33 protein-coding genes are annotated in these 25445 nt (G+C 34.3%); all 33 read left to right on the plus strand.

All coding sequences use genetic code 11. The features are described from left to right. Nucleotides 1-218: 218 nt before the first annotated feature. Nucleotides 219-3536 carry an AAA family ATPase gene (locus AC1DF0_RS11835; RefSeq protein ID WP_477574065.1) on the plus strand — a complete coding sequence of 1106 codons (3318 nt, stop codon included), beginning with the start codon at nucleotides 219-221 and terminating at the stop codon, nucleotides 3534-3536. A gap of 218 nt (nucleotides 3537-3754) precedes the next feature. Further along, on the plus strand, nucleotides 3755-4726 hold the full coding sequence (locus AC1DF0_RS11840) for a hypothetical protein (RefSeq protein ID WP_477574066.1): 972 nt from the start codon (nucleotides 3755-3757) through the stop codon (nucleotides 4724-4726). A 1731-nt stretch (nucleotides 4727-6457) separates the two neighbouring features. After that, nucleotides 6458-6931, plus strand: a complete 474-nt coding sequence (locus AC1DF0_RS11845) for a hypothetical protein (protein ID WP_477574067.1) — start codon at nucleotides 6458-6460, stop codon at nucleotides 6929-6931. 33 nt (nucleotides 6932-6964) lie between these two features. Further along, nucleotides 6965-7588 (plus strand): hypothetical protein, encoded by a 624-nt coding sequence (locus tag AC1DF0_RS11850; RefSeq protein WP_477574068.1) that lies wholly within the window; start codon nucleotides 6965-6967, stop codon nucleotides 7586-7588. A 231-nt stretch (nucleotides 7589-7819) separates the two neighbouring features. Then, nucleotides 7820-8470 (plus strand): hypothetical protein, encoded by a 651-nt coding sequence (locus AC1DF0_RS11855; protein WP_477574069.1) that lies wholly within the window; start codon nucleotides 7820-7822, stop codon nucleotides 8468-8470. Nucleotides 8471-9012: 542 nt separating this feature from the next. Beyond that, entirely contained in the window at nucleotides 9013-9210 is a 198-nt protein-coding gene (locus AC1DF0_RS11860; RefSeq protein WP_477574070.1) for a hypothetical protein, read from the plus strand. Between the two features lie 99 nt (nucleotides 9211-9309). Further along, the gene (locus AC1DF0_RS11865; protein WP_477574071.1) at nucleotides 9310-9609 is read left to right on the plus strand and encodes a hypothetical protein; all 300 of its coding nucleotides are present in this window, start codon (nucleotides 9310-9312) and stop codon (nucleotides 9607-9609) included. Nucleotides 9610-9664: 55 nt separating this feature from the next. Beyond that, the gene (locus AC1DF0_RS11870; protein ID WP_477574072.1) at nucleotides 9665-9856 is read left to right on the plus strand and encodes a hypothetical protein; all 192 of its coding nucleotides are present in this window, start codon (nucleotides 9665-9667) and stop codon (nucleotides 9854-9856) included. A 42-nt stretch (nucleotides 9857-9898) separates the two neighbouring features. After that, on the plus strand, nucleotides 9899-10231 hold the full coding sequence (locus AC1DF0_RS11875; RefSeq protein WP_477574073.1) for a hypothetical protein: 333 nt from the start codon (nucleotides 9899-9901) through the stop codon (nucleotides 10229-10231). A gap of 43 nt (nucleotides 10232-10274) precedes the next feature. Beyond that, a complete protein-coding gene (locus AC1DF0_RS11880) occupies nucleotides 10275-10610 on the plus strand; it encodes a hypothetical protein (protein ID WP_477574074.1) in 336 nt (111 codons plus the stop codon). A gap of 49 nt (nucleotides 10611-10659) precedes the next feature. Further along, nucleotides 10660-10827 carry a hypothetical protein gene (locus AC1DF0_RS11885; RefSeq protein WP_477574075.1) on the plus strand — a complete coding sequence of 56 codons (168 nt, stop codon included), beginning with the start codon at nucleotides 10660-10662 and terminating at the stop codon, nucleotides 10825-10827. Between the two features lie 96 nt (nucleotides 10828-10923). Further along, entirely contained in the window at nucleotides 10924-11106 is a 183-nt protein-coding gene (locus tag AC1DF0_RS11890) for a hypothetical protein (protein ID WP_477574076.1), read from the plus strand. An 83-nt stretch (nucleotides 11107-11189) separates the two neighbouring features. Continuing rightward, nucleotides 11190-12092: a DNA cytosine methyltransferase gene (locus AC1DF0_RS11895; RefSeq protein WP_477574077.1), complete on the plus strand. Its 903-nt coding sequence runs from the start codon at nucleotides 11190-11192 to the stop codon at nucleotides 12090-12092. A gap of 191 nt (nucleotides 12093-12283) precedes the next feature. Next, nucleotides 12284-12487 (plus strand): hypothetical protein, encoded by a 204-nt coding sequence (locus tag AC1DF0_RS11900; RefSeq protein WP_477574078.1) that lies wholly within the window; start codon nucleotides 12284-12286, stop codon nucleotides 12485-12487. Between the two features lie 144 nt (nucleotides 12488-12631). Then, nucleotides 12632-12859 (plus strand): hypothetical protein, encoded by a 228-nt coding sequence (locus AC1DF0_RS11905; protein WP_477574079.1) that lies wholly within the window; start codon nucleotides 12632-12634, stop codon nucleotides 12857-12859. Nucleotides 12860-12898: 39 nt separating this feature from the next. Next, nucleotides 12899-13063, plus strand: a complete 165-nt coding sequence (locus tag AC1DF0_RS11910) for a hypothetical protein (RefSeq protein ID WP_477574080.1) — start codon at nucleotides 12899-12901, stop codon at nucleotides 13061-13063. Between the two features lie 23 nt (nucleotides 13064-13086). Then, entirely contained in the window at nucleotides 13087-13332 is a 246-nt protein-coding gene (locus AC1DF0_RS11915) for a hypothetical protein (protein WP_477574081.1), read from the plus strand. 242 nt (nucleotides 13333-13574) lie between these two features. Then, on the plus strand, nucleotides 13575-13883 hold the full coding sequence (locus tag AC1DF0_RS11920) for a hypothetical protein (RefSeq protein ID WP_477574082.1): 309 nt from the start codon (nucleotides 13575-13577) through the stop codon (nucleotides 13881-13883). 198 nt (nucleotides 13884-14081) lie between these two features. Continuing rightward, on the plus strand, nucleotides 14082-16361 hold the full coding sequence (locus AC1DF0_RS11925; protein WP_477574083.1) for a hypothetical protein: 2280 nt from the start codon (nucleotides 14082-14084) through the stop codon (nucleotides 16359-16361). A gap of 54 nt (nucleotides 16362-16415) precedes the next feature. Then, nucleotides 16416-19460 (plus strand): N-6 DNA methylase, encoded by a 3045-nt coding sequence (locus AC1DF0_RS11930; RefSeq protein WP_477574084.1) that lies wholly within the window; start codon nucleotides 16416-16418, stop codon nucleotides 19458-19460. Between the two features lie 141 nt (nucleotides 19461-19601). Then, the gene (locus tag AC1DF0_RS11935; RefSeq protein WP_477574085.1) at nucleotides 19602-19763 is read left to right on the plus strand and encodes a hypothetical protein; all 162 of its coding nucleotides are present in this window, start codon (nucleotides 19602-19604) and stop codon (nucleotides 19761-19763) included. Between the two features lie 80 nt (nucleotides 19764-19843). Further along, the gene (locus AC1DF0_RS11940; protein WP_477574086.1) at nucleotides 19844-20017 is read left to right on the plus strand and encodes a hypothetical protein; all 174 of its coding nucleotides are present in this window, start codon (nucleotides 19844-19846) and stop codon (nucleotides 20015-20017) included. Between the two features lie 397 nt (nucleotides 20018-20414). Further along, nucleotides 20415-21473: a DUF262 domain-containing protein gene (locus AC1DF0_RS11945; protein WP_477574087.1), complete on the plus strand. Its 1059-nt coding sequence runs from the start codon at nucleotides 20415-20417 to the stop codon at nucleotides 21471-21473. Nucleotides 21474-21654: 181 nt separating this feature from the next. Further along, a complete protein-coding gene (locus AC1DF0_RS11950) occupies nucleotides 21655-22242 on the plus strand; it encodes a helix-turn-helix domain-containing protein (RefSeq protein ID WP_477574088.1) in 588 nt (195 codons plus the stop codon). Nucleotides 22243-22287: 45 nt separating this feature from the next. Next, a complete protein-coding gene (locus AC1DF0_RS11955) occupies nucleotides 22288-22545 on the plus strand; it encodes a hypothetical protein (RefSeq protein WP_477574089.1) in 258 nt (85 codons plus the stop codon). A 258-nt stretch (nucleotides 22546-22803) separates the two neighbouring features. Beyond that, nucleotides 22804-23076: a hypothetical protein gene (locus AC1DF0_RS11960; protein WP_477574090.1), complete on the plus strand. Its 273-nt coding sequence runs from the start codon at nucleotides 22804-22806 to the stop codon at nucleotides 23074-23076. Nucleotides 23077-23119: 43 nt separating this feature from the next. After that, complete coding sequence (locus AC1DF0_RS11965) at nucleotides 23120-23314, plus strand: hypothetical protein (protein WP_477574091.1); 195 nt, start codon at nucleotides 23120-23122, stop codon at nucleotides 23312-23314. A 390-nt stretch (nucleotides 23315-23704) separates the two neighbouring features. Beyond that, nucleotides 23705-23875: a hypothetical protein gene (locus AC1DF0_RS11970; RefSeq protein WP_477574092.1), complete on the plus strand. Its 171-nt coding sequence runs from the start codon at nucleotides 23705-23707 to the stop codon at nucleotides 23873-23875. A 39-nt stretch (nucleotides 23876-23914) separates the two neighbouring features. Further along, nucleotides 23915-24139, plus strand: coding sequence for a hypothetical protein (locus AC1DF0_RS11975; RefSeq protein ID WP_477574093.1), 225 nt, complete (start codon nucleotides 23915-23917; stop codon nucleotides 24137-24139). 35 nt (nucleotides 24140-24174) lie between these two features. After that, the gene (locus AC1DF0_RS11980; RefSeq protein WP_477574094.1) at nucleotides 24175-24441 is read left to right on the plus strand and encodes a hypothetical protein; all 267 of its coding nucleotides are present in this window, start codon (nucleotides 24175-24177) and stop codon (nucleotides 24439-24441) included. Nucleotides 24442-24485: 44 nt separating this feature from the next. Further along, nucleotides 24486-24848 carry a hypothetical protein gene (locus AC1DF0_RS11985; protein ID WP_477574095.1) on the plus strand — a complete coding sequence of 121 codons (363 nt, stop codon included), beginning with the start codon at nucleotides 24486-24488 and terminating at the stop codon, nucleotides 24846-24848. Between the two features lie 64 nt (nucleotides 24849-24912). Further along, nucleotides 24913-25164, plus strand: coding sequence for a YolD-like family protein (locus AC1DF0_RS11990; RefSeq protein ID WP_477574096.1), 252 nt, complete (start codon nucleotides 24913-24915; stop codon nucleotides 25162-25164). A gap of 18 nt (nucleotides 25165-25182) precedes the next feature. After that, nucleotides 25183-25395 carry a hypothetical protein gene (locus tag AC1DF0_RS11995; RefSeq protein ID WP_477574097.1) on the plus strand — a complete coding sequence of 71 codons (213 nt, stop codon included), beginning with the start codon at nucleotides 25183-25185 and terminating at the stop codon, nucleotides 25393-25395. Nucleotides 25396-25445 lie beyond the last annotated feature (50 nt).

The following is a 25445-nucleotide window of genomic DNA, read 5'->3' on the forward strand; positions in this document are numbered from 1 at the left end:
TAACTTATAAACAAATTTATAAAACTACAAGGGAGAAATGTGATGCTGAAAGGAAAGCAACTTAGACTACTACGACAGACAAAAGAGATTAAAGCGAAATACATAGCAGAGCAACTTAGGGTTACAAACGGATACATAAGCATTCTTGAAAGTGAGCGACAGTCTATCCCAACTCATATTTATGAAAAATGGATCAGATTATTAAAAGGAGATGTTGAATGAGTACAATTAAACTAAAGCTGACACCAAAGAGGTGTGTGCATCCAAAGGTTTATAACCCTGAAAATGATTTTTACATCTATTCATGTGTTACAGAAAAGAATCCAGAGGTTGAGATTCATCCGAAGTACGGTACATTTACAATCAAGGGTAAAATGCAGCGGCTAGACATCGATGTAGAATATACGGCGGAAATTGAATTTGGTGAAAGTCACCCCACATTCGGAGTCAGCTATAATGTGATTTCAATATATCAGGAAATGCCAAAGACACAAGAAGCCCAGAAGGACTTTCTAAGAGCACTCATCACAGAAACTCAAATAAAAGAAATATACAATACATACAAAGATCAAGACGTAATTGAACTGTTTAAGAATAACACCTTTGACTACAGCAAGGTTAAAGGATTTGGTGAGGCCACATATCAAAGAGTACGGAAAAAGATTATCGACAATTTAGATTATCAAGAGCTATTTAGCAACTTAGGGAAATATGGAGTTACATATGGAGTAATTGTAAAGTTGATGGAGGAGTTCGGATCTGCTGAACTTGCCATTCAAAAGGTAAAGAATAATCCGTACACATTAACCAAAATACATGGTGTTGGGTTTAAGAAAGCAGATGCGATAGCAAGAAACATGGCTAAAGAAGAGATTGAAGTACTTCTTAAACAAGGCGATATCACAAGAGATGAAGCCAATAAGATGTTTGTTGAGAAGGTGTTCAAGAGTCCATTTAGGATTCAAAGTGGAATTAAACACATAATTGAACTAGAACAAGGTAGTGGTCATACATACATAGAATACGACGAGTTAATAAAAAATGGTATTGAACTTTTACAGGTCGAAGAGTCCCTAATTAATAAACAAGTATATGCTATGGATGACTTATACATAGAAGACACTAAGATTGCTTTAAAGACTACATTTGAAACTGAAGATAACATAGCTAGATGGATTAAAGAAAGACTAGGTAGCACAACAACGCTGAAGTTCGATGTTAATGAATTTATTGAACGTATGGAGAAAAAACATGATATTAAACTTTCTGAACAACAGAAATCATTTTTTGTAAACATTAAAGATCACAATGTTAATTTACTAGTTGGCTATGCTGGATGCGTTGACAAGGATACCGAATTTTTCAATGGTTTCGAGTGGAAGAAAGTATCTGATTATAAAGATGGAGACAAAATACTACAATATAACCGAGATGGATCAACAAGTCTTGTAATCCCAGAGCGATACCATGTTCTAAAAGAAGATAAGATGACACTAATAAAAAATAAGAGTGGTTCGATAAATCAATGTTTATCTGATGAACATAGGGTGATATATAGAACAAGCAAAGGACATTTGGCTGAATTGCCTTTCCACGAAGTAAAGAGAAGGCATCAAGCAAATGCTGCTGGATTTAACGGGAGATTCATTACCACTTTTAATTATAGTGGTGACGGTATAGCACTAACAGACGATGAGATCAGAGTAATGGTCATGGTCATTGCAGACGGACATTTTCCGAAAAGTGATAAAATTAAGAAATGTAGAATAAATGTAAAAAAGGAAAGAAAAAAGGAACGTTTGGAAATATTGCTCCACAATGCCAATATAGACTTTACCAAACAAGTTAAAGATGATGGTTATAATACATATCATTTTATTTCGCCTATTAAAGCTAAGGTATTTGATTCGTACTGGTATAACTGTAATTCTAAGCAACTAAAGATTATTGCTGAAGAAATTTTTTATTGGGACGGATGTGTGCATAAGGGAGGGCGGTTGTCCTTTTCAACTCATGAAAGAGAATCTGCTGATTTTATTCAATTCGTTTTCTCATCAATTGGTCAACGTGCAACAATTGGGATTGATAATCGAGTAGGACAAAAGTATACAAAAAACAATTACACCAGAAAGACAGTTGGGTATAATGTTATCATTTCTAAAGGGAATATTGTCTCTCTAATTGCAAGAAATCCAGATAAAAGAACTGAAATGGTTGACTACTATCCTGTAGATGGATTGAAGTATTGTTTTACTCTTCCTTCAGGTATGTGGGTAATGAGACGTGAAAACAGGATTTGTATTACAGGAAACTGTGGTAAATCAATGCTACAAAAATTACTCAGAGATCTGCTGTTAGAAATAGGATTAACGGCCAAATGGTTGGCTCCAACAGGTAATGCTGCAAAGATATTAGGTGGTTACATAGGCGAAAAAGCATTAACTGCTCACAGGGCAATTGGTTATGGTCAAAGAAAAGAAGAGAAGGATTTGATTACGATTAATGAGGATTTCGTTATCATTGATGAAACGTCGATGTTGGACGTATTTATTGCTTCTTCTATCTTGCAAAAGATTAAAAATCCATCAACCAGAATCTTATTCATAGGGGATTCGTTTCAAATTCCGAGTGTCGCTAGCGGCCTACTACTACACGATCTTTTAGAAAGCGAAGTCGTACCTACTACGAAGCTTGATATTGTCTTCAGACAGAGTGAAGGCGGAGTGCTAGATATAGCTACGAAGATCCGTTTGAATAAAAAATTCATCGACAATTCAGCCAGTGGGCGAATAACATTTGGAGACAATATGATTATTCACTGTGTAGAACAAGAATGGATGGAGGACGGATACAAGCATTATTACAATGGATACCTGAAGAAATTTAGACCTGAAGAAATAATGGTACTCAGTCCAACTAAGAAAGGTAAATTGGGAACAGTTGAGATTAATAAGGTTATTCAGAGTATTGTTAATCCTGCCGATGGAATAAAGAAAGAAATTGAGTTCGGTGAAGATGGATACTTACGTGTTGGAGATTATATCATAAATATAAAAAATACATACAATATAAAAAATATTAATGACTGCGATACGGAAATTGTAAATGGTGATAAGGGAATTATTTATGACCTGATTACAGATTGGAAGCCAGAAGATAAGAGTAAGAGATACAGGGATGAGGATGGTGGCGTTGATGATTCAGAAGAAAAGGATCTCAATGGAATTTATGTGAAATTTGATCTAGACGATATCCAGATTGGATTACAGGATAAATTTCAATTGTTACACGCATGGTGCTTGACTATGCATAAGAGTCAAGGAGGAAGTGCGAAGAGTGTTTTGGTGATAGCAGATAAGGCTCATAAATGGCAGCTTAGTGCTAACCTATTATACACTGCGATCACAAGGGCAACAGACTTTGTAGTGGTAATATGCCAACCAGATGTCATTAACAGCGCAATGAAGAAGGTTGAAAATTTGAGACGAAATACATTTTTGGGTGATCTTTTAAGGAACAACACTGACCTGAGATAATAGAAGAATTTACCCTAGGGTAAAACGTTATAGTTAAACATAAAGAATTTACCCTACCTAGGGTAAAAAGTTTCAATTAAACTATAAGAAATTACCCTAGGGTAGGGTAAAAAGTTATCACTTAACTATAAGAATTTGCCCAGTATATACAATAATAACATATATACAATAATCACATATAATTCAATAACTACATATGGGAGGGGGAGGGGTCGATATTGGGAGGTGAGAAATATTTGAGTGATAATAGAAATAGTGAGAGTATGATTTATGTATATGATGTATTTACTGACTTGTATGGTGATGATAAGTTACGACTTACTCCTGAATTGATGTATATGTATTGTTTGCTATATAGGAGTAGAAAGTTTGATCTTACAACTGAGATTACGGTTGATATGATCCATTACCAATCTAGGATAAAATATTATCCTTCGTTGGTGAGTAAGAATAGGAAAGTAATCAAATTATATTTAATTGAGTTGAGGAATAGAGGGATTATTTCGTTTGAGCTATTAGAGGATAAACTGATGAGCAGGAAAGGTAATAATACTCCATTTAGAATTGAGTTTGTTAGGTTTATTGAGAATAGTGGATATACTCAATTATCATATGATGATTTTGATAATAGTCTCGATATACATAAGCTATATATTAGATTAGCTGTAGAGAGATACAATAATGTTGATACGTTAGGGAAAGGTAAAGGAAGATGGATAAGCGAGAAAGAGTTTGCTGATTTACTAGGCGTATCAAAGACGACTTTCAGGAAATATGCAAATGAGATGATTGATCAGGGTATGTTATACAAACAATCAGGTGAATATGCTTATCCGCAGCATCAAGATAAAAATACATATAGGACGATTCCATTTGATAATCCTCAATCAAATCTGAAGGATAAAAAATATCCTAATGGGACTGTTTTAGATACTGTAATTGGTGAACTACAAGTGTGGGAAATAAAGGAACAATTTGATAACTCAAACTGGGGGAAGAAGAACAATGGATTATGGTTAGAAATCGATCATTCTGACTATGAGATATTTAGAGTTTGCGAGGATTATGGTATTAGTATGAAAAAAGTATACAAGACTAAAGAAGTCATAGAAAAACTTAGATACAATCCAGAATATAATAGCAAGTTTGATGAGTACGAGAAAAATTACAATTTACAAAAACAAGGATGAGAATATTATGAGGAGCAGCTATCTGAAATTATTGGTGGCTGCTCTTTGATGTTTAACTACCCCCTCTAGGGTGAGAAAGAATTGTTATCGATCGATATAAAAAGTTGTATCGTGAGTTGCTTATTGATGGCATTGCTATAATGTTAAAACGTTGATGTGATAAGGGATTTATCGATTATATAGGGTAAGATTGAGTAATGATGTTGTATTAAGAGAGGTAGAGTATCGTAAAAACATAGATAGAATAAGGAAAATTTGATTGATGGGTAAGGAGAGTTGAAGAATTCGGAGTGAAATTGGAAATTATTATGGGCAAATAGTTGATTAAGTGAGTTGAGAGGTTAGGGAAGATGGAGGATGAAAAGTTAGATGTGATAAGGGATATTGGGGAAGATAGATCGATACGTGTACGATAACAATTACGATAGCAGGTGAGTGGAAAATTGGAAATTATGAGTGAAATTGAGTGGAGAGGAGAGGGTAGGTGAGTATGTAGGTGGGAATAGGGTGATAGAGTATCGAGTGGAAAATTAGGACGAGTGTGGGAGATGAACACCTCGCCGCCCATTACTATATTTTAGTAAGTAACTTGATGTAAACTATCCCCCCTATACCCTAAAACCCTTGCTACTACTGGCTTATTAGTCACCAACTAATAACGATTAGTCGGTTTCTATCCTTTATGTGACCATCTAAGCGGATCAACATCACTCATGACAACCTAACTAGACTAAGCTGCTCATAAGGCAGGAGGGGCTAACGAGCGAGCTGAGACGGTACAACCTAATACGTCGATGACCTGTAAAAAAAAATTTGATATTGTCATTATGATAAAATCGCCATTGTAACATAACGCCGCTGAGTTATATGTTAAATCTAAAGTTAATCATTAACTATTAGATACATCATTTCTATTCACTCTATATGTTAACTTTTCCGTTCATCATTAGGTTAACAATCAATCTTCCTATTCAATCCTATTCGCTATAATAATCATCTAATCTATTCCACTCTTATCAATAAAATGTTAACCGATCATCTTTCTTTCTAAGTTAACATATGTTCAACCATCCTCACTCTAATTCACTCAATCAACAAAAAAACATACTAAAATTCAATATTTATTTTATAATTCGAGTACAAGCCTATTGTCATTATACATATAAAATGGTAAAATAAATTATAGAAAGGAGGTCAACATAGAATGGATTATCTAAAGGTAATCTCCACCTTTCTACCCTTGATTCCAGCATACATAGCGTATCTTACTTACAAAATGAACAAACAAGAGATCGAACGGAGACGCGAAAGGGAATTAAGGGAAGACAGCAAAAAGGACGTTCCACTCCCACCAAGAAGTAAACGTCCTAAACGCTGATGCACTAAGGATAAGGGAAGGCTCACAACCTTCCTTTATCCGCTATTATACAGCTTATATTGACTATATGCAACGTCTAACAATCCATTACATCCCATTAGAGAGGAGTTATTAACCATGACTAAACTAATCCTTATGAACGTCATATGCTGCATAGTAGGCATTCTAAGCATCGTCTCAGCTTTTCTATTCGATGGCCTAACATTAGTTGGCTTACTTGTTGCAGGCTTGGCATGTGTTTATATTGGCACTAGCAGACTAATCATGAACAAACGCAAATAACAATTTAGATTAAGTTATTGAACCAGTTGAAACAGGGAGAATTAAAATTAATTGAGAGGATAAACATATGAATGGTTGATGTCTCAAATATTAAAGAAGGCTTAACCGTAAATAATTATAAAGCCATGTGCGGATTATTGAACGAATCAGTGAAAGGAGGATCAGCTAAAAAGGCTCAATTGTCAGAATGGGAAAGGTTTTTTAAATGGAACAAAAACGGAAACAAATTTATTATCATAGAAATTTATGATATCCCAAAAGAGAAAACTATTGCTCATGGTGGGAATAGGAACGTTGTAGAGTATTTGCCTAACATTGAAAAGCTTTTATTTGATTTGTTAGCAAGTAAAAAATTCAATGGTGAAATGTGTTTACCTAAAATGTTGTTGCTGGCTTTATTGAAAATGGTTAATGATAATTATAAATATGGCAAATACGAAACATTAAAACTAAGTGCTTATTTGAATATAGATGAGGATGAATTAAGGGAGTTTTATGAACGTTCCATGCAAATGTTTGAAAGCAACATAGAAGCAACATTATAGAAATTAGACAAACAGTCTTGGATCAGATGGAAAATGGTTAGAATGATTTGCTATGGTGAAGCAACAACTAACACAAACAAGCAGGGTAAAATAAAAGTTGATACTCAATATGATTTTAATGAATACGGCGAACGAGTAATGAAACCAATCAGTAACAATCATACAACTCAACATATAGTTGAGGCTTCCTATGATGAAGACGAATATATAAGAAAGACAGAACGAGAAGTCATGAATCAAATGGGCTATAAGGATAAGCAGCTTCTTATAAAATACGGAAAGTATCACATATTCAAAGCAAGAGTTGCTGAAATTCTTAAAGATGAGCGAAACATATTATACTATTTTGAATGTTATAAAATAAGATCAAGTATTGAACATATACAGTTAAAATTGCATTATCTTAAGCAAGAAGAAAGAGAAGCAGAACAAAGAAGTTTAAACAGTGGAATCATAAAGAGGGTTCAAAGAAATACAAGCAATAGACATGATAAAGCTATTATTGATTTAGAAAATTCGAAAGAGAATAAGAACATAATTAGACGCTCACAAGTAGAATATACCGAAATACATAACCAGTTAATAAATACGTTAATAAATATAGAGTTTCCTAATATTGTTTGGGATGTAAGAGCAACTAATAGAATAAATTATTAAAAAGTTGACCACTTGATTAGTTCGTATATGTAAATAATATACGGACATTCAAGTAGTCAACTTTTTAGTTTCTGAGAATATATGAAGCAATTAAACAACAAAATTAATTAAAAGTAAATATGGAAATTTACTAAAATTATTATTGACTTTATACATATAAACCATTAGAATAAGAAGTAACAAAGGGACACAAAATACATAGCGCATGAGCGCGCGAAGGAGATTTTTAAAATGACAAATGTAAACTACGAATTAACTCAACTGGATACTGTAGAAGATTACTTTTTCACAGCTGTGGAAATGGTTCGCTTGGTTGCTTATCAAAAACTAACTGAGTCTGAGCAAGCAAGAGTAAAAGTTAACTTCTTCGAATTGTTAAAACAAAATAATGTGATTCTAACAAAAGAAACTGTCGATCAAGCGGAACAGCAATACCAAGACTCTGTATTGCCTTCCTTACTTCGTCAATACGGTTACTACGTTCCAGCTCCAGCAAGTAAATTCGATCCAGCCGTTGAACAACTCACAAACGGCCTAAAAGTAACGCTAATCAAGCTATCTGAGTTCGGTTTCCCAGTCCTCATTAACACTGTCATTGAATCAGCCGAAATTAAACCATATGCACAACATAAGGATACACTTTACATTGTTCATAAGCCTAAACGTAAAAAATCATTATACTCGAATCGAATCATGCCATATGCCGAAATTTTGGTTTATGATGGTTGGTTAGTTATCGATTTAGATAACATCACGAAAACAACGCTAAAAGAGAATGAGCATATGAAAGTTACTCAAGGCAAATATTGCTCTTTCGATAAAAATTATATGATCGATATTAAAAACGCCATTCAGCAACAACCTTTAGTTTACATCCAATAACCAAAACGGAGGTTTATAAAATGTCAAAATCTAAACTAGTCATTCTACAGTCACAATGGAAAAGCAAACAGGCACTAAAGGATAAATTGGTATATGGTGCTCTAATCCTAAATTAAAATAACTTATAGAAAGTTGGCTATACAAATGTTCAAACCTTATCAATTTATCAAATGTCCATGCACGTCTAAACCTCTCAGAATCGTCTCTGTTGTGTCCTGTGAATCTGTGAATGGTTCGGACTTCGCAGGATGGTTTAACCTTCATATTATCGATTCAGAAGGTAACACGGACATTGTAACTCACACACCTACTAATCCAGCTCAATTGTTCCCAGCAGATCAAGCAGTCGACATATTCACACTGGAGGAGTTTGCACGATCCAGAGGCTTCAAAATGGGTTCAGCGGTGTTCGATAAATACATCAAGTATCCAAAACGGTTAGCAGCTTACTACACGTTACAGGCCGATGCAATGCACTTCAGTGGTACGTATGAATCAATAATGAATGAATTATCCAATATACCTAAAGGAGTGTTTTAATCATGGCTGATGTATCGAAAATCAAACGTGCATTAAACGCAGCAGGATACGGTTCAGAGCCAACAGAAGTTAATTTAATTGACTGTTACCTTGATTATGCTGACGCTTATGGAGGCGATATAGAGGACGTTAGAGAGGAAATAAAAGACGGATCATTGACAGTGAATATGATGTGCAATGCTTTGATCCGTTGCAACTAAATATAAATCAAATATGGAAAAAGATGTTGCGTTTTATATGTGTAAATGATAAGATGTTCTTAGGAAATMAAATACATATTTTTGGATGGAGAGGTCATCATGAATAGAATTATCCCTATAACTTGTGAATGTTGCAAGCATAATGAAATGGTGGAAACTTCTTATTCTGATATTATCAATTCTTATTTCCTTGAATGCCCAAAGTGTAAACATGAGCAACATTTACACTTTACCAGTTATGACAGTATCCTAGTAAATTACGATGAGGTTGAGGAAAACCAGCCTATTAAATTCTCGTGGCCTGTTATTAATAAAATGAGCGAATCTGAAAAGTTTGCACAAAAGATTGATAAAGGCTATGAGCAGCTAAAAGCTAAATGGAGCAAAATGGGCTTGTGAAAGCCATTGAAAGATTGATTTTATAACCTAAATAATAAAATGGAGTGTGTCTGTTATGCTAAAAGGGTGGATTTCTGTACCATGTGATGTTGATACAAACGAGGAACAAAAGTACCTAGAGCAGCATGGAATCAAAGTAGGTTTTTATAATGAAAACGATTGTACGTTTTATGATTGCGATGTTACCGAGAATGGCCTTAATGAGCTAAATAATAATTTTGGTTACTATGTATGGGGATTAGAATAACCCAATCAAATTTTAATTTTATCGGATATGGAGGAATGAAAAATGAATTATATTGACTGTCATGCTATTGTAGAAGTTATTAAGGTAAAAGATAAATGGCAAAATGGAGAAGTTGAATTTTGGAAAGAGGAGGATTATGGTTGGTGCTTTAAGTGTAAAGGTGAGCATTGGAATTATGGTTATGAATCCTTGAAAGATGCGATTATCCGTTATGCTTCATCGCTTGCTATTGTTGCAGATCCAGTAATTAAGATAACTGGCAGCATGTTGATTGATAAAAATTATGAACAGGCGAATGCATGGAATAGAAATGATAAAGGCAAAAAGGTATCTTCAATTAATTGTGAAGTAGTAGTAAGACGGTTTACGGCCTAGCAGCCGTTGAAATGTTACTTTCAACTACAAGGAGGATAAAAAAATGATTATAAAAAGTGCAGCTACGATTGTTTATCTCTTTATCTTTATCTTTGCTTTCGGTGACCATGCTCCAGATTCAGCCCAAGAAGCGTATAATCAAACTTATGTAACATCTGAAATCATTAGCGAAATTTCATACAGTGAGGTAGATAATACATACTACATCTACACTGATGAGGATGATTCTGGTCGCTTCTGGGTTGTTGACTATAAAGATGCAGACATATCACTTGAAAGGCTTAATAATGGCATTCTAGGCCGTCAAATGGATATTCACTATTGGATCGACAATGAGGCAGATGGAGCAGCAGAAATAGGGCATCTTGTCATTTATTAAGCCATTGAAATGCGACTTTCATTATATTAATTGACTGGAGGAACGAGCATTGAAGAAGGTAAAGGATATGAATAGTTTTGTAATTGCTAAAGATAAAAAGGGTGATCATTTTGTATTTACACAGGATGAATGGGACTATGGGGAAGGTTTTCGTTATCCAGAATTCGAATGTGGAACAGATATACAGGAGGCCATCGATAATATTGAGTCATATTGACAAATCAAATAAACAAAATATTAAATAGTAGTTGTATTTAAGGTATACTTCGCATATAATGAAAGTAAGAAAACAAACCGAAGGGAATTGATAAATATGTTAGAAACTAAAGTTATCGAACGCGCAGCGCAAATCATCTTCCAATCTTACAATACAGTTACTACTAAAGATGCTTTCTACATGGCAATTGGTGAAGCTGAGGTAGAATTCGATACAGATATTGACATGAAATTCAATTCCAAAGTGGAAAACCAAATAAACAAAAAAGTTAAAAAGTAAATTATTTTAAGGCGATGCGTAAGCGCATTGCCTTTTAATACATAAAATTAAATGAAAATGGGAGATGATTATTCATTAAAGTATTGAGTTTGTTTGATGGAATGTCGTGCGGTCAAATTGCTTTAGAAAGAGCAGGAATAAAAGTTGATACATATTATGCAAGTGAAATAAACGAACATAGCATAAAAATAACTCAAAAGAACTATCCGAAAACAATTCAACTTGGAGACGTTACGAAGTTAACCGATGAGCAGCTTTTACAACTTGGTGAAATTGATTTGCTAATTGGTGGAAGTCCGTGCAAGAATTTAAGCCGAATTGTTATCAATAATGATGAACATAACCAAGGGTTAGACGGTGCAGAATCTCGACTATTTTATGAATACATAAGAGTGAAAAATATAGTTTGTCCTAAGAATTTCCTTCTTGAGAATGTTGAAAGTATGAACGATGAAGATAAAGATATAATAACAGAATTTTTAAATGTCGAACCAATTATGATTAATTCAGCAAGGGTATCGGCAGCGGATCGTAAACGATATTATTGGACTAATATTACTAATATTGATCAACCAGAAGACAAAGGAATAGTTATAAAGGACATTATGCAGTCAGAAATTGAAATAAATAAAAAGTACTATTACGATAAACCGTTTGAATTTTATGGACTCGATAAAAAGGTTTGTGGAAAACTGCAATTAAATACACAAGACTTATTAAAAAGGGTATACCATCCATACAACAAATGTGGAACACTTACGGCAGTAAGTGGAGGATACCAAGAAAAGAAAGTATACATACCCGAAACAGGAAAAGTACGAAAACTAACACCGCTTGAATATGAGCGTATGCAGACTGTCCCAGAAGGATACACAGAAAGCGTGAATGACTCACATAGATGGTCAATGCTGGGTAATGGCTGGACAATTGATGTAATAGCTCATATATTTAAATACATAGAAGTTAAAAATGAAATATATGCATAGAGGTAGTAATATGATTATGAACAATTTATATGGATTTCAATGTATAGATGTTGAATGTGGGCAATTATTTTTTATACAAGAAGAGAATGCAGACGATAAAGAATGCTCGTGTCCAGTGTGTGAGCAAGAAACGGTATGTCATGGACTTTATCAAATAGATTAATATATAATGACTCTAGGGAGATGATTTCATGTTTGAAAAGGCCATTAAAAAACTTCCTGATGGGATAACTTATGATCCATTCAATCATACAACAATCGAAGATTTAATATATCTTGTGCAGCACGAATTAGATCTGATTAAAGAAGAGCCGTCACATTTTGAACATTTAACCAAAGATGAGTTGTTGAAATTAAAAAGAAAGTGTGAAAGGTTTATTACTAAGTACTCTTGAACCGCCTAATAAGCGGTTTTTGTTTTGCGGTGAGTTAAAGTAAAAAATTAAAAGTATAGTTTGACTTTACATATATAAATCGTTATAATAAGAAATATAAAAGGGAATGTTGGTCTGGTTCAATTTAAAATAGGAGGGATTTACATGTATCCTTGGACAAAAACTAAATGGTTTAAAGATGCAAGCGGATCAAGGTTGCTTGAAAACTCACTCGAAGGATACGACGAAGAAGGTACAAAAGTTACATTATCAATAGCTATAATAGAAGCAGAATACATAATTCATTATAAAGAAGCTAATCAAGACACTGACTGTCCACAATATCGATTATTGAAAAAGTTTGTGATGAAATATAAGAAGGGCAGCAAATAAAAGGTTGCTTTCATTACCATATCATAGGAGGCGGTTAAAATGGTTAAAAAAGAAGTTAGCGGAATTAAGATTAAATGTTGCGTATGTGGCAGCACTGATAATATGATGCATCCAGACCATGTTAATGATAGAATCATTAAAGAAGTATTAGAAAAAGGTTTTCATGATGATAATAGTTATGTTTGCGATAGATGCGATTATTAATTAGAAAGTGGAGGTTGATACATATGAAAAGATACACATCAAAGCAAGTTATTGCTACACAATTGGGATGGGATCAAAGCGAACTAGAAGAATATAGATATCATTACGGACGAACAGATAAAGCGGTTTATGCTATTGGTGAAAAGTATTATTGTGCTACCMCAAAAGACAAACAACCTGCAAAGCAAAATGATGGTATCCAATGGGAATGGAAAGAAAAGAAATCATCATATGCCGATTCTATAGGTTGGATTATATGGGAAGCCTAATATTTATTACTTCCCTTAAAATACTGTTTTAATTGGGTGTTGAATGCCTCCAGGATCGATTATAAGCGATGCAGGACACAACCAGAGGAGGGCGACACAAACAGCCCTATAGACGATCCTAGAGCGTTAAATTTGAACCAACTATATAAATGAAAAATAGAATAACATACTTGAAGTCTGCCGACCTTATCTGTATAATATTACTTAGATAAGGTTATTTCATTTTGTGGAGGTTGATATATATGTTAGTTACATTCAATCGCTTGGATGAATTGAAAGGCTGGAAGTTATACGATTATGAAATGGTTCAAAGTGGACACTCCTGTAAATTATGCGGTCACACTCTTACACATATATTCAAAATAAGAAACGGTGATCAAATATCAGAACTTGGATCGGAATGCGTGAAGAAAGTAGCGGCAACAAACCAACAGAATAGTATGGAAGGTGTAACCAAATTACCCAAAGAAATAAGAAAACAAATCAAAAACAATAAAAAAGAAATGACCGAGGAAGAAGAAGCAGAATATTGGATGAATACCCCATATTAAATTAATAAGCAGAGCCGATTTGATTTTCTCTCTTCTTAGGATAATGAAATAGCGGTTTCAATGGCCTGTAATTAATAAAAGTAAATATGTAAACAAGGTAAAACATATGTTGACTTTATACCTATAAAACATTAAAATAGAAAATAAGAAGGAAGCAACAATACATAGCGCAGAACGCGCAAAGGGAGCGAATCAATAATGAGCTACTACCAAAACCGTGAAGCTTTAGTTATGATTATGTCTGAGCTTGTTGAAAAAGGTTGGAAGGTTTTCGGATACAAAGCTGATGAATCCGATAGTATGACCGATTATTTCAGTCCGTCGAGCTGGCAGGGGATCGCTTCTAAAAACGGTTACGTACTCGTTATTGATAATAACAATACAAGATTAAGCGGTTATGAAGTAAAAAAATATAACTATAACAAAACATCTTATAAAGCTTCTGACCGCATCGTTAAATTAGAAGCAATGATGAACGATGCAGCAAGCACAGAAAACGAAAAAGCTTCTTGCGCTGAACTTATCAAGAAAGAACAACAAAAACAGGGTATTGCACCAACATACACAGTTGAAGAATTTTATCCAACATTCGCACATGGAAACCCTAAACATAACAATTGGCATATTGAGAAAGATGGTCAAATCGTAGCAAAAGGAAGTGGAGCATTTGCGGTTAACTCTTACGACTGGGAAAACGAAGAGAAAACAGCAGCAGAACAAAAGGCCGAAAAACTTGCTAAGTTTATTGCAAAAATTGAAAAGATTTTGACTGATTCGGACGCGCTTAAAGCGGAAGTTGTGAAAGTTGCTAAAACGGTTGTCAAGCCAGTACAAAAAGAAGAAAGCACGATTAATGAGGGCGATATTCTTTCCTTCTCATATCAAGGCGGTTTCTGGATCGTTAATTCCGTCTATGACCGCAGCGGAAAAATAGCTGTTGTTTATGAGCAATTAGGCAGCGCAAAAAGAGGGTATCAACGTACCAAAAACGGAAAGCGATACTATCAATATCTGGATAAACTCCAATCAGGAATGGCAGAAGGTAAGGTAAAAGTATACACTATTCAAGAGGTTAAGGAATATGTAGAAAAAACAGTGTTCACAAAGACTAAGCGCACTCAAAAGGCTTCTAATGCTGTGCAAATCGAATCTAACGATCCAGTAGAAGAACATGCGGAAGAAGCAGCGGAAGCCGTAAAAAGCGAAACAGTTAACGCTGAAGCGGTAACAAGCACAACAGAAGGAACGGCAACATTGACAATCAACAATGATAAAAATGGAATTGAGATTGCATTCACTTCTAAACCTTCTACAAATGTTATTGAAGCTTTGAAAGAAAACGGTTTTCGCTGGTCGAAATTCTCCAAAGTTTGGTGGACTAAACAGACAGCGGATCGGCTAAAATTTGCTCAAATGTTCGTTGATGCATATAACAGCATCAAAACAGAAGAGCCAGCACCAGCACAAGAAAAAGCTGAAGTGGAAATGATGCAAGAGTCTATAACAGACACAGAAGAAACGAACCATAGCAGTGACAGCATGAGCGAACCAACAGAAACGCAAGACAATGTAATTTATCACAACTTCATTAACAACAACGTAAATATAGAACAGGAGGAAAGCGAACCTATGACAACGGTCTTTGATGATATTCTAAGCAAGTTTGATAACGTGGAAGTTACAACTGAATCAAAAATCCCTGTTGAAGATATCGAATTCTGTAAAAGAGAACAGGAACAATATGACGCAGCAATTGAATTAATAATCAAACTTGCAAATGAAATAAAAATCGCTTCAGGCATGGATATCCTAAATAAAGAATGGCACAGAGAAAAATCATCAAATCCATATCTAGATAATTACAAGCTAAAGGAGATAAAATTAGTTGCTGTTGGAATGAAAGAGAGCTTTATAGATAAGATTGTGTATTGGTTCAGGAATAAATATAATGTCACTATAAAAACTGAAAGAATGCACAAAAATCATGATTATAATATAACATATGAAAATATTATTGATGATATATACTTGCAGCTGGATGGATTTTCTTTTACCGAAAAAGCGGTTAGCGAACTATTAAATAAAACTAAAAATACATATCACTATAACKAATATCGAAAACACTCTAACATGGACATTAAAAATAGTAAAGTTGTTATTGACGGATCATTTGCCTATAGAGATACAATTTGGAATGAGTACAGATTAAGAGGAGGCTTTGACGATCTTTTCTCGGCCTTATACTTGTTCGATACTGGTTCTATTCCGAAGGAAAAAACTGAGCTACACAATAGATATTGTGGTTATCAGAATGAAAGAAATGTTAATAACTATGATAGATTCGAACCTATTACACTTTCTAAAGTTGTATCAATAAAGTTTTTCAAAAATGGAAAATTAGAAATTGAATTTAAATCTAATTACCAAGCAACAATTTTTGCAAAAGAATATCTAGGCTTTAAGAAAGTTAGCGCATAAGCAGCATAAAAATGGAGCTGGCAAAATTCCAGCTCCCAGAAACTAGGTGACAATGTGACATATCAAATTAACAATATAACAGTACCACAGAATAAACGTGAAGACATTAACAAGAAGATCCTGCACCTCATCGAAACGAACCAATGCATCAATTATGGTATAACAGCCAATGACGTATATAACAGCTATACAGGCGACGGAGGGCTTCACGGTCTTTCATATGATGACTTTGATTCATTCCATGCCTACACGAAAGCTAAGCAGCAAATAGAAAACGGTCAATTCTATACGCCTTCTAATGTATCTAAATTCATTGTAGACTGTCTGAAGCCTTCTCAGCATGATTTAATTGCAGACTTAACATGTGGGCATGGTTCGTTTTTTAATTGGCTTCCTAATCATTCAAATGTGTACGGCAATGAATTAGATATGAAGTCTGTTAAGGTTGCAAGGTTTCTATATCCTGATGTTACTATAACAGCCGATGATATTAGGAACTGGTATTCAGATGTTCGTTTTGATCTCATCTTAGGGAATCCACCCTACAATATAACATGGCGTATTGGAAAAGATGATTACTTGAGTCAGTTATACTACTGCATTAAGACTCATGAAGTTCTGAAACCTGCTGGAATAATGGCTCTTATCGTTCCTTGTTCATTCCTAGCTGATKGATTTTCAAATGGTGGAATGATTAAAGAAATTAACTCCATGTTTAACTTCATATATCAAGTTGAATTGCCTTCAAATTGTTTTGAGAATGTCGGCGTTGAAAATTTCCGAACTAAAATCATGTTTTTTCAAAAGCGTAGTGAAAATATAACAACAGCCTCTGAATATCGCCATGAAATTTCCACTATAACAGAACTCACGCAGGCGAACAGCGATGAAATTTATAATACATATATTCAACCAGTGATTGAACAAAAGAATAAACTTAAAGGTAAATTGTTTTTTGAGAATTTACATGATAACAGCGATGATACAGAATTCCAAGGCAAGGTTAAAAAACTACTTTTTGATATTAAGCGAAATCCAAAAATCAATAAGTCATACGCTAAGTGCTTAGAGTATATCAATAAATTTCATTATCAGAAGCAACCTGAAGGAATGAAGTATGAGGAATGGGAAAAGGTTCGTATAACAAAGCCTAAAGTATTGACCTTTTTGAAACGTGTTMTTAACAGTCAGAACGTAGTTGAACGTGATGAAATTCGGTTAGTATATTCCAATCATGGTTTGAAACTTAAGGGCTATTCCCAAAAGAATAAAATACATTTGTCCAAATATACAGGCGTTAAAGAGATGCCATTTTCAGATATGGTAATGAAGAGCGAATATCCATTTGAAGATTTGTCATATAAAGGGCTATATAACAGCAAGAATAACTCATTTCAGTTACAATCTAAGCCATTTAAAGAAATGGAACAAAATGATTATATAACCCGATGGCTCGATGGATTTGAATTGTATAACAGCAAGAAAAATGAGGTCATTAAGTTAAAGGGATTTCAGAAAGAGGATTTACAGAAGATACTTCAAAAAGATAAGGCATTATTAGCTTGGAATGTAGGGCTAGGTAAGACTGAAGCAGGGATAACATGGGCTAGGTTTATGCAACAACACAAAAGCATTAGGAATACCTTTATTGTATCGTCTAGCATTGCAATTAAGATGACATGGACAGATCGTTTAGATTCTTACGGTATACCGTATATAAAGATTGAGTGTTTAAGCGATATTTCGAAGATTAAGGTAGATGATATTGTCATACTGTCTTTTAATATGCTGGTGAAATACCAAAAGCATATAAAAAAATATATCAGGCAACAAGGAAGGAAAATTGCTTTAATAATCGATGAGAGTCACCGTTGTATATATCCTACGACACAGACGACTAAAGCGGTTACAAGCGTATTTCAGAAAGTACCATATAAATTATTAGCGTCTGGAACACCTACAAAGAATAATGCAAATGAATTGTATTCGCAATTTATGATTCTGTATGGCAGCAGCGTGAACTTACTATGTGAATGTGAGACAATTCTTAAAGAGGATAAGAAAACTGGTGAATGGAAGCAAGAGCATAACAAACATTACATGAAACCTTTTGCAGCATATAAGCAGAGTTTGTTTTCTTCTTGTTTTTCTCCTAAGAAAGCAACTGTATTTGGCGTGGAAAAGGCCAGCCAAGATATTTTACACGCATCTAAGCTTATAAGGCTCATTGAGAAGACAATAATTGTACGAAGTATGTTTGAAGTATTGAGCAAGGATATGGTCGAGTTTAAGACTCTTAGAATAGCTCAGAGCAGCAACGAATCTGATGTTTATAAATTAATAATGGAAGATTTTCATTCGATGGTTAGAACGTATTTCGGATCTACTGGCAATTATAGAAAAGATGCAATGTTGCGCATTATCCAACAAATCCAACTAATGCAGAAATGTGTATCGATCCCACATAAGCTAAAGGAATACAAAGGTTACAGTGAACCCAACAAGTTTAATCATATCGCTAATATAGTAGAGAAATCGGATAATGATAAAATAGCGATAGGTGCAACTTTTATAGAAGCAGCGAATTATTATTACATTAAAATAAGAAAACAATTTCCTGAACGAAAAGTATTTTTGATCTTAGGAGATATTCCTTTTAAGAAACGCGAACGCATCATAGAAGAATTTGAGGCGACTAAGAACGGAATTTTGGTCTCAACTCAGCAAAGCCTTTCTGAGAGCGTCAATATTCCATCCTGTGACGTTGTAATTTGCGAAGGACTTCAATACAATATCGCCAATATGATGCAGTACATCGGTCGTTTTACGCGCTTAAACAGCGAAAATAAAACTACGATCCACTTTGTAACATATCTAAATACATTAGAACAGAACATTTTAGCTTTGTTGATGGCTAAACAGAGGATTAATGAATTCGTTAAACAATGTGAGTATAAAGAGGATGCAGACATATTTGATGAATTCGGTATTAGTCTGGATATCTTCAATTCGATCATAACGAAAGAATATGATGAAAACGGCTCAGTTAAATTAGTTACATCTTCATGGGGCAATCAAAAGGTATCAGGAGGGGCTTAATGCTCCTCTGTCATATCCAATAAATCTAAGATTTTAACGGCAATGTAGTATCATAAATAAAATATAAAAAAGTATTGACTTTTATATTGGTCGGTGATAAAGTTAAATTATCAAATAGTTGATGAAACGGAGCGATGTTGAATGGTTAATCAAAGCAACGTTGATAAAGGAAAGTTGAATTACGATAAGTTGTTTAATAAAGTGAAAAATGAACTTGTTTCACAAATGAACATGAGTGAAGATTTAGCTTTCGAACATGCCGAACTAATAACTTCAACATTTAGAAATGCAGAAGAGAAGTAATGTGTTCGGGTCGTAAGGAAAGAATCTTGCGGCCTGAGCAATCCAATTAAATGACCATCTCAAAGGGAGGAAATGAGAAAATGGACGATTATAAGAAGGATTTAATGGAATTAAACGAAAGAGAGAAACAAACAGTTAATTATGTGTATGAGGATGAATTGCATGAATTAGCAAGGAAGTATGACAAAGAACGGGATGATGTTTTTTATGACTGGATGGATTTGCGAATTTATATGAGCATGAATAAAATGTAAATAAAATATCTATTTTAAGGGGTGAAAAGGATGACTGATTTTGAAAAATTAATGTCGGTACTCGAAGGTAAAGAAGAATTCACAATCAAAAGTGATAATGAAGGGAAGAGAATAGTATTTAATAAATTCGGTTTCTCATTTGATCATGAAGGAAATTTCGTTCACAGTTTCAATTTTAAGTGGTAATGAAATAATTGTTTCAACATCAAATACATAAAACATAAAAAATAGAATCGATGGAAGGTGTTTATATGCGAGCCAAATTCATGAATGGAAAGGTGTTCATAAAAACAAGAAATGGGAACTGGATTTCATTCGAGTTAGCAATGGAATTGCTCAATGAACGAAAAGGAAACTAAATTGAACTGTCGAATAAACTTTATATGGGAGCGTGTTAATGATGAGTGAATATCAAACATTGCAAGAAAGAATCGATGCTGAACGCATTGTAAAAGCAACTGCAAACCCTAGAAGTTTTAAACAACTTGGTCGCAACCCACAATCGCTTAATTTTTCAATGGTAATTCAACGGAATCTTCGTTGGACTGAGATACAAAAGTCAGAATTAATTGAATCAGCACTATTGGGATATCCAATCCCAGCGATTTATGCTGTAAAATCTGATGATAATATTACGTGGGTATTAGACGGGAAACAGAGAGTCGAAGGAGCAATTATTCCATATATGAATAACGATTATCCGTTAATCGGCTTGTCACCAGTTTTCGGAGTTGACGTAAATGGAATGTACTTTAAGGATTTGCCGCCAGAATTCCAAGAGATTTTAGAAGAAGAACGTATCAATGTATATCAATTTGAAAAATTGTCAGCAGCACAGCGAGATAAATTTTTCAGGAAGTTGAATAGCGGTACTCCTTTGACGAAAATTGAATTAATAAGAAGTATTCTGKGGGAAGAAATATTGAAGTGGATTGGGACAATTACTTCTAAGCCCTTCTTCGATATCGTAACTGCAAATGGTCGAGATAAGTTCTTGGACGTTGAGATTGTGCTACAGATGCTTGCAATACTTCAAAAGGAATATGGCAAGATGGGTGGTTCAGATTTAATAGATTTAGCACTCAAATATCGTATTAACGGTGTATCAGAAGAATTGAAAATAAATTTGAACGAGACCATAGATTATATGCAAGAAGGATTTAAGGAGTACACTGAAAAGGATAAAAAGAAAATCCTGAAGAAGAATGATTGCGTGGCACTTGTAGGAGCAGCCAATGTCGCACGAGTGAATAAAGTTGATGCGAAAGTGTTCGCTGGTCGTACTGGATTTATTGTTGTAAGGCCAAACGGTGATTACAAAAATACAAAGATCGGTGGAACAAGTAAGCCTGACAAAGTGAAGAAACGTGTAGATCTGCTTATTGAGTCTGTTGCTGATAAGTTCATTATCAATGAAGCTGAGGAACAAGAAGGCCAAGTGACAATGAATCTTTAAATAGAAGCCCTACAACGTCTTAAATGGCTTTGTAGGGCTTCTAAATGGGTATTTAAAGAGATATTACATTTTGCGGAATATTAACAGTAATTATTATATTTTATTCTAATCAGCGCTTGACTAACGATATCGTTAGGATTATAATGGGAATATGAAAAGCAAAGAGAAAGGCTAGTGATACATGATGAACGACATCAACTTAGACAATCCTCAAATCATGTCGGCATCTGAAGCAGCTAAGAGATGGGGATTAAACGATTCACGATTAAGACAGAAGATTGATGACTTCCCAAAAGGTACGATTCGAAAATTCGGGAAACAATGGGTAGTTACTGAGAGCGGTATGAATAAGGTATTTGGAAAACCACTGATGGAGGGCGATTGGAGAATGGAAATAAATTTAGCTATTAAAGATATTATCGGGACAAATTTGATAGCACTTGTCGATGAAATTGAAAAAGTACAATCTAAAGTAAACATAGAGCCACCGATGATCGAAGACATTTTTTCGAATAAAACTGATGATGAGTTTTTGAGAATGCGAATCGTTAATAATCGGCTAGTGGACGGGGCAAAAAGGTTAAAGACGCTCCATGCTTATTATTTTAATGAATTTAAACATGAGGGTGTATTCTTCAAGGATTTGCCTGATGAAAAGTGGAAACAATTTAGTGACTTTTCGTTCATTATCGACGCTGAATTCAGAAAGAATGATGTTAGTTCCGATTTATTTAAGGCCTTGAATGAATTCAAGAATCAGGAACAATAAAACCAGTCTTTCATGTTCCATTGCTGTGAAAGGAGAGACGGAAAAATGAAACAACAACCAGAGAAATTGATTGGTAAGTTGGTAAGTATATCAGACAGAGAATCAAATTATTATAGACATTGGGGTTTTATTGTTGATTGGGATGGAGAAGTTTTTCATGTAACTGGTGGATCAATCGCATTGGATAGTAATCCCAATATCACTCCAATATTCGATAGAGATCAATTCACAATACCAAGAAATTTAGATGTATATCGAAAAATGGGTGTGAAACTTGATGAGAATGGATATCGAATTACTTAGCAATGAAACAAGTATTTCATTACTGAAAATAATAAATTAAAGGGGCAGATCTGAAATGTTAAAATACCTTCAAATGAACAACGAGGAACTTCTTAAGACTTTTCTTAAGTTAAACTTACAAGCTTCTATGTCAGGGAAATATACAGAAGACTCTCTTGCTGCTATCCATGCAATACGTGAAGAGATTTTGAAAAGAATGAGCTAAGTAAGGTGGCAATAAAAACGGCATTTTATACAGACAAGAGAGGAGAAATATAAATGATTAATAAATATGATATTGGATGGCATCGATTGACCGCACTAAAAGAATTGACAGATGTAAAGCGTAAGCACTGGCTTGATAAACAAGTATTCTTATCAAGCGGACTTAAGGTAAATATCGAGTACTTTGATGGTACACATTTTTATGGGCAAATTATTAATGTGAGTAAAGGGATTAAACAATACGCGAAACATGACATTGTTCAATTTGATGAATCTGAAATCGTAGAAAACTCAGCAAAGGTAATTGAGTTTAAAACTGAAGTGTAGATGAAAACTGGATTTCATCAACCCTATAAGGAGCGCGGTATAGATGAAAGTTGTATTTAAACTTGATGAAGAAGTGATTTCAGTTGATGCAAGAGTTCCTGTAGGGAATCTGCCTGAAGATGGTAGGCGAGTTATGACAATTAACAATGCTATTGAGGACATAAAAGAGAAGTACTCAGTAAATATGAGAAGTAAGTTTGAAGATGTGTATTCTGCTGCTGAAATAGTTTTAGTGTAAGCACTAATATGAGGAGGCATTTTAATGAAAAATCTTGTAGATATTCGAGGAATTATATTCGGGGAAAAAGACAATTAATTCAGCTCAAAAAACGATGCTCAAGGAGAAATACAATTACTACTCTGGTGGATTTAACTATAAAGTTGATGATTGGGGTGGTTTGATAATTGAATGTAATGATGATACGTTTAAAAACCTCGAACACTTTATTGGGTGGAATATGAAAGAGAAAATCAAGAGATTTACATAGCTGCTGGCAGAAAAGTTATAGTTTCATATTCAAGTGGAGAACGTATAAGCAAGCTTGTAAATCTGCTTGAAAAACACGAAGAAGTTGTTTCTCCCTAGTCCAACGAAAACTGATGGTGGTTGAAAGGAGTTATGATTTGCATGGGTGCATCTAGGGAAGCTATTTTAAGGTTGGCAGAAGAATCTAATGTGGTCATTTTAATTTCTCAAAATGGCAATTGGATGAAACGAGAGGGGATTGATTCAAAATGGCTTTCTCCTGCTCAGTTGTATCGAAAACTTTATTGGAAAACTTACACCAGAAAGAAATAGCAAGGCTATTGAAAAGGATGTTTTAAGGGGTGAGATCATATGAAGTTGTCTAGTAGCCAACATTTACTTTTACTTCAATTAAGCAAGCCTTACCAAGACTATGAAAAGAATCATCCTATGGATGCATACAATTCTAGAACAGTTGAAGCATTAATAAAGCATAAACTTATAGAAAAGTATCATTACAAAAATTATCTACATGGTGCACTAAAATTGACCGATGAAGGTAAGCGTGTTCTTCTTAACGATGGTAGCTTACTATAAGTTGATGAAAGAATTATATTGAAGGAGGAATCCTCATGTTGTGGGCAGATCTAAGCAAGGATGCTAAATCTATACTTGAATGGGTTGAGCATGTATGGACTGGGAAACGGCAAACCCTTGTAATTGAAAGAGGAACAAGATGGCATCAACCTGTAAAATATGCAGGTGATGTAAATGTCGATGTAACAGATGGACTTTTCGAAGAAATAAAGAGTTGGTTACCATTTTCAAATGATACAGTACATTCGATTAATGGTGATGTTATCACAGTAACACTTAAAGATGGAATTAGGCTTCACTGAAGTAGCGCATTGAAAGGGTTATTTTATAAGGGGGTATAATAGAAATGCCATTAGTTCCTTTTTCTAATGAGGCTATGTTTATTAAAATAGATAAACAATTCCGTGTTCGTCTGAGTGCTGGGACACGCGATGAATTAAATTTCACAAAAGAGTCGAAGACTCTATACTTAGCGTATGATAAAGAAAGAAAACTAATTGGAGTTGCAGATCCTGACATCGTAGTTCTTAAAAAGATTAAGACTTTTAAATTTGATAGACGGTTATATACTAATGCGAGAAGATTTATAAATTTTCATCAGTTACCACATGATAAATCATATAAATACAGTTACGTATTTGAAGAGGATAATTGGTTATTATTCGAACTGAATGAAGATGATGACGAAGAAGATGAAATTGAGGTATAGAAAATAAAATGACTGTTGTATCTAGAAGGGATTCATAATAATTTAAGCAGCAGGAGGTTACATCTTGGCTAAACAAAAAGTAGCAAAACGTCCCACTAGGGACGAATTCGTTTTAGAGGAAATTGGAAACCAATTGTCAGAGGCTTTTCAAGAGGAGGCAACAATTGTATTAACCGTTTGGGGCAGGGATGAGTTAGTACGAGGATCTATTTCGAAAATGGATTCTAGAACAGGAAAAGTACATATTGAAACTATTGCTGGAATTGATAAAGTTCCGTTTATGGATATTATGATCGTAAATTATCCGAGAGATTAGAATACAGGTGGATTCGAAATGACAAGCGAAAGAGACATGATAAATAAGCTGTTAACGCAACTTGAGAATCAACAACAATTAATGAAATCAACAATCGCGCATACAGAGTCAGAAATGGGTGACTTGACCATTACAAACCTTAGTAAGCACTTATCAGACTTATCGAATTTAAGATGGTATCAGGGCTATCTAGAGGCCGTAGAAAGTATGATAAAGCAATTGAAAGAGTAAGGCATTGAAAGACATGTTTCAATGGGTGTTTTCTTAAATTCTACTTTTTT

This window comes from Paenibacillus sp. 05T425, assembly GCF_056396205.1.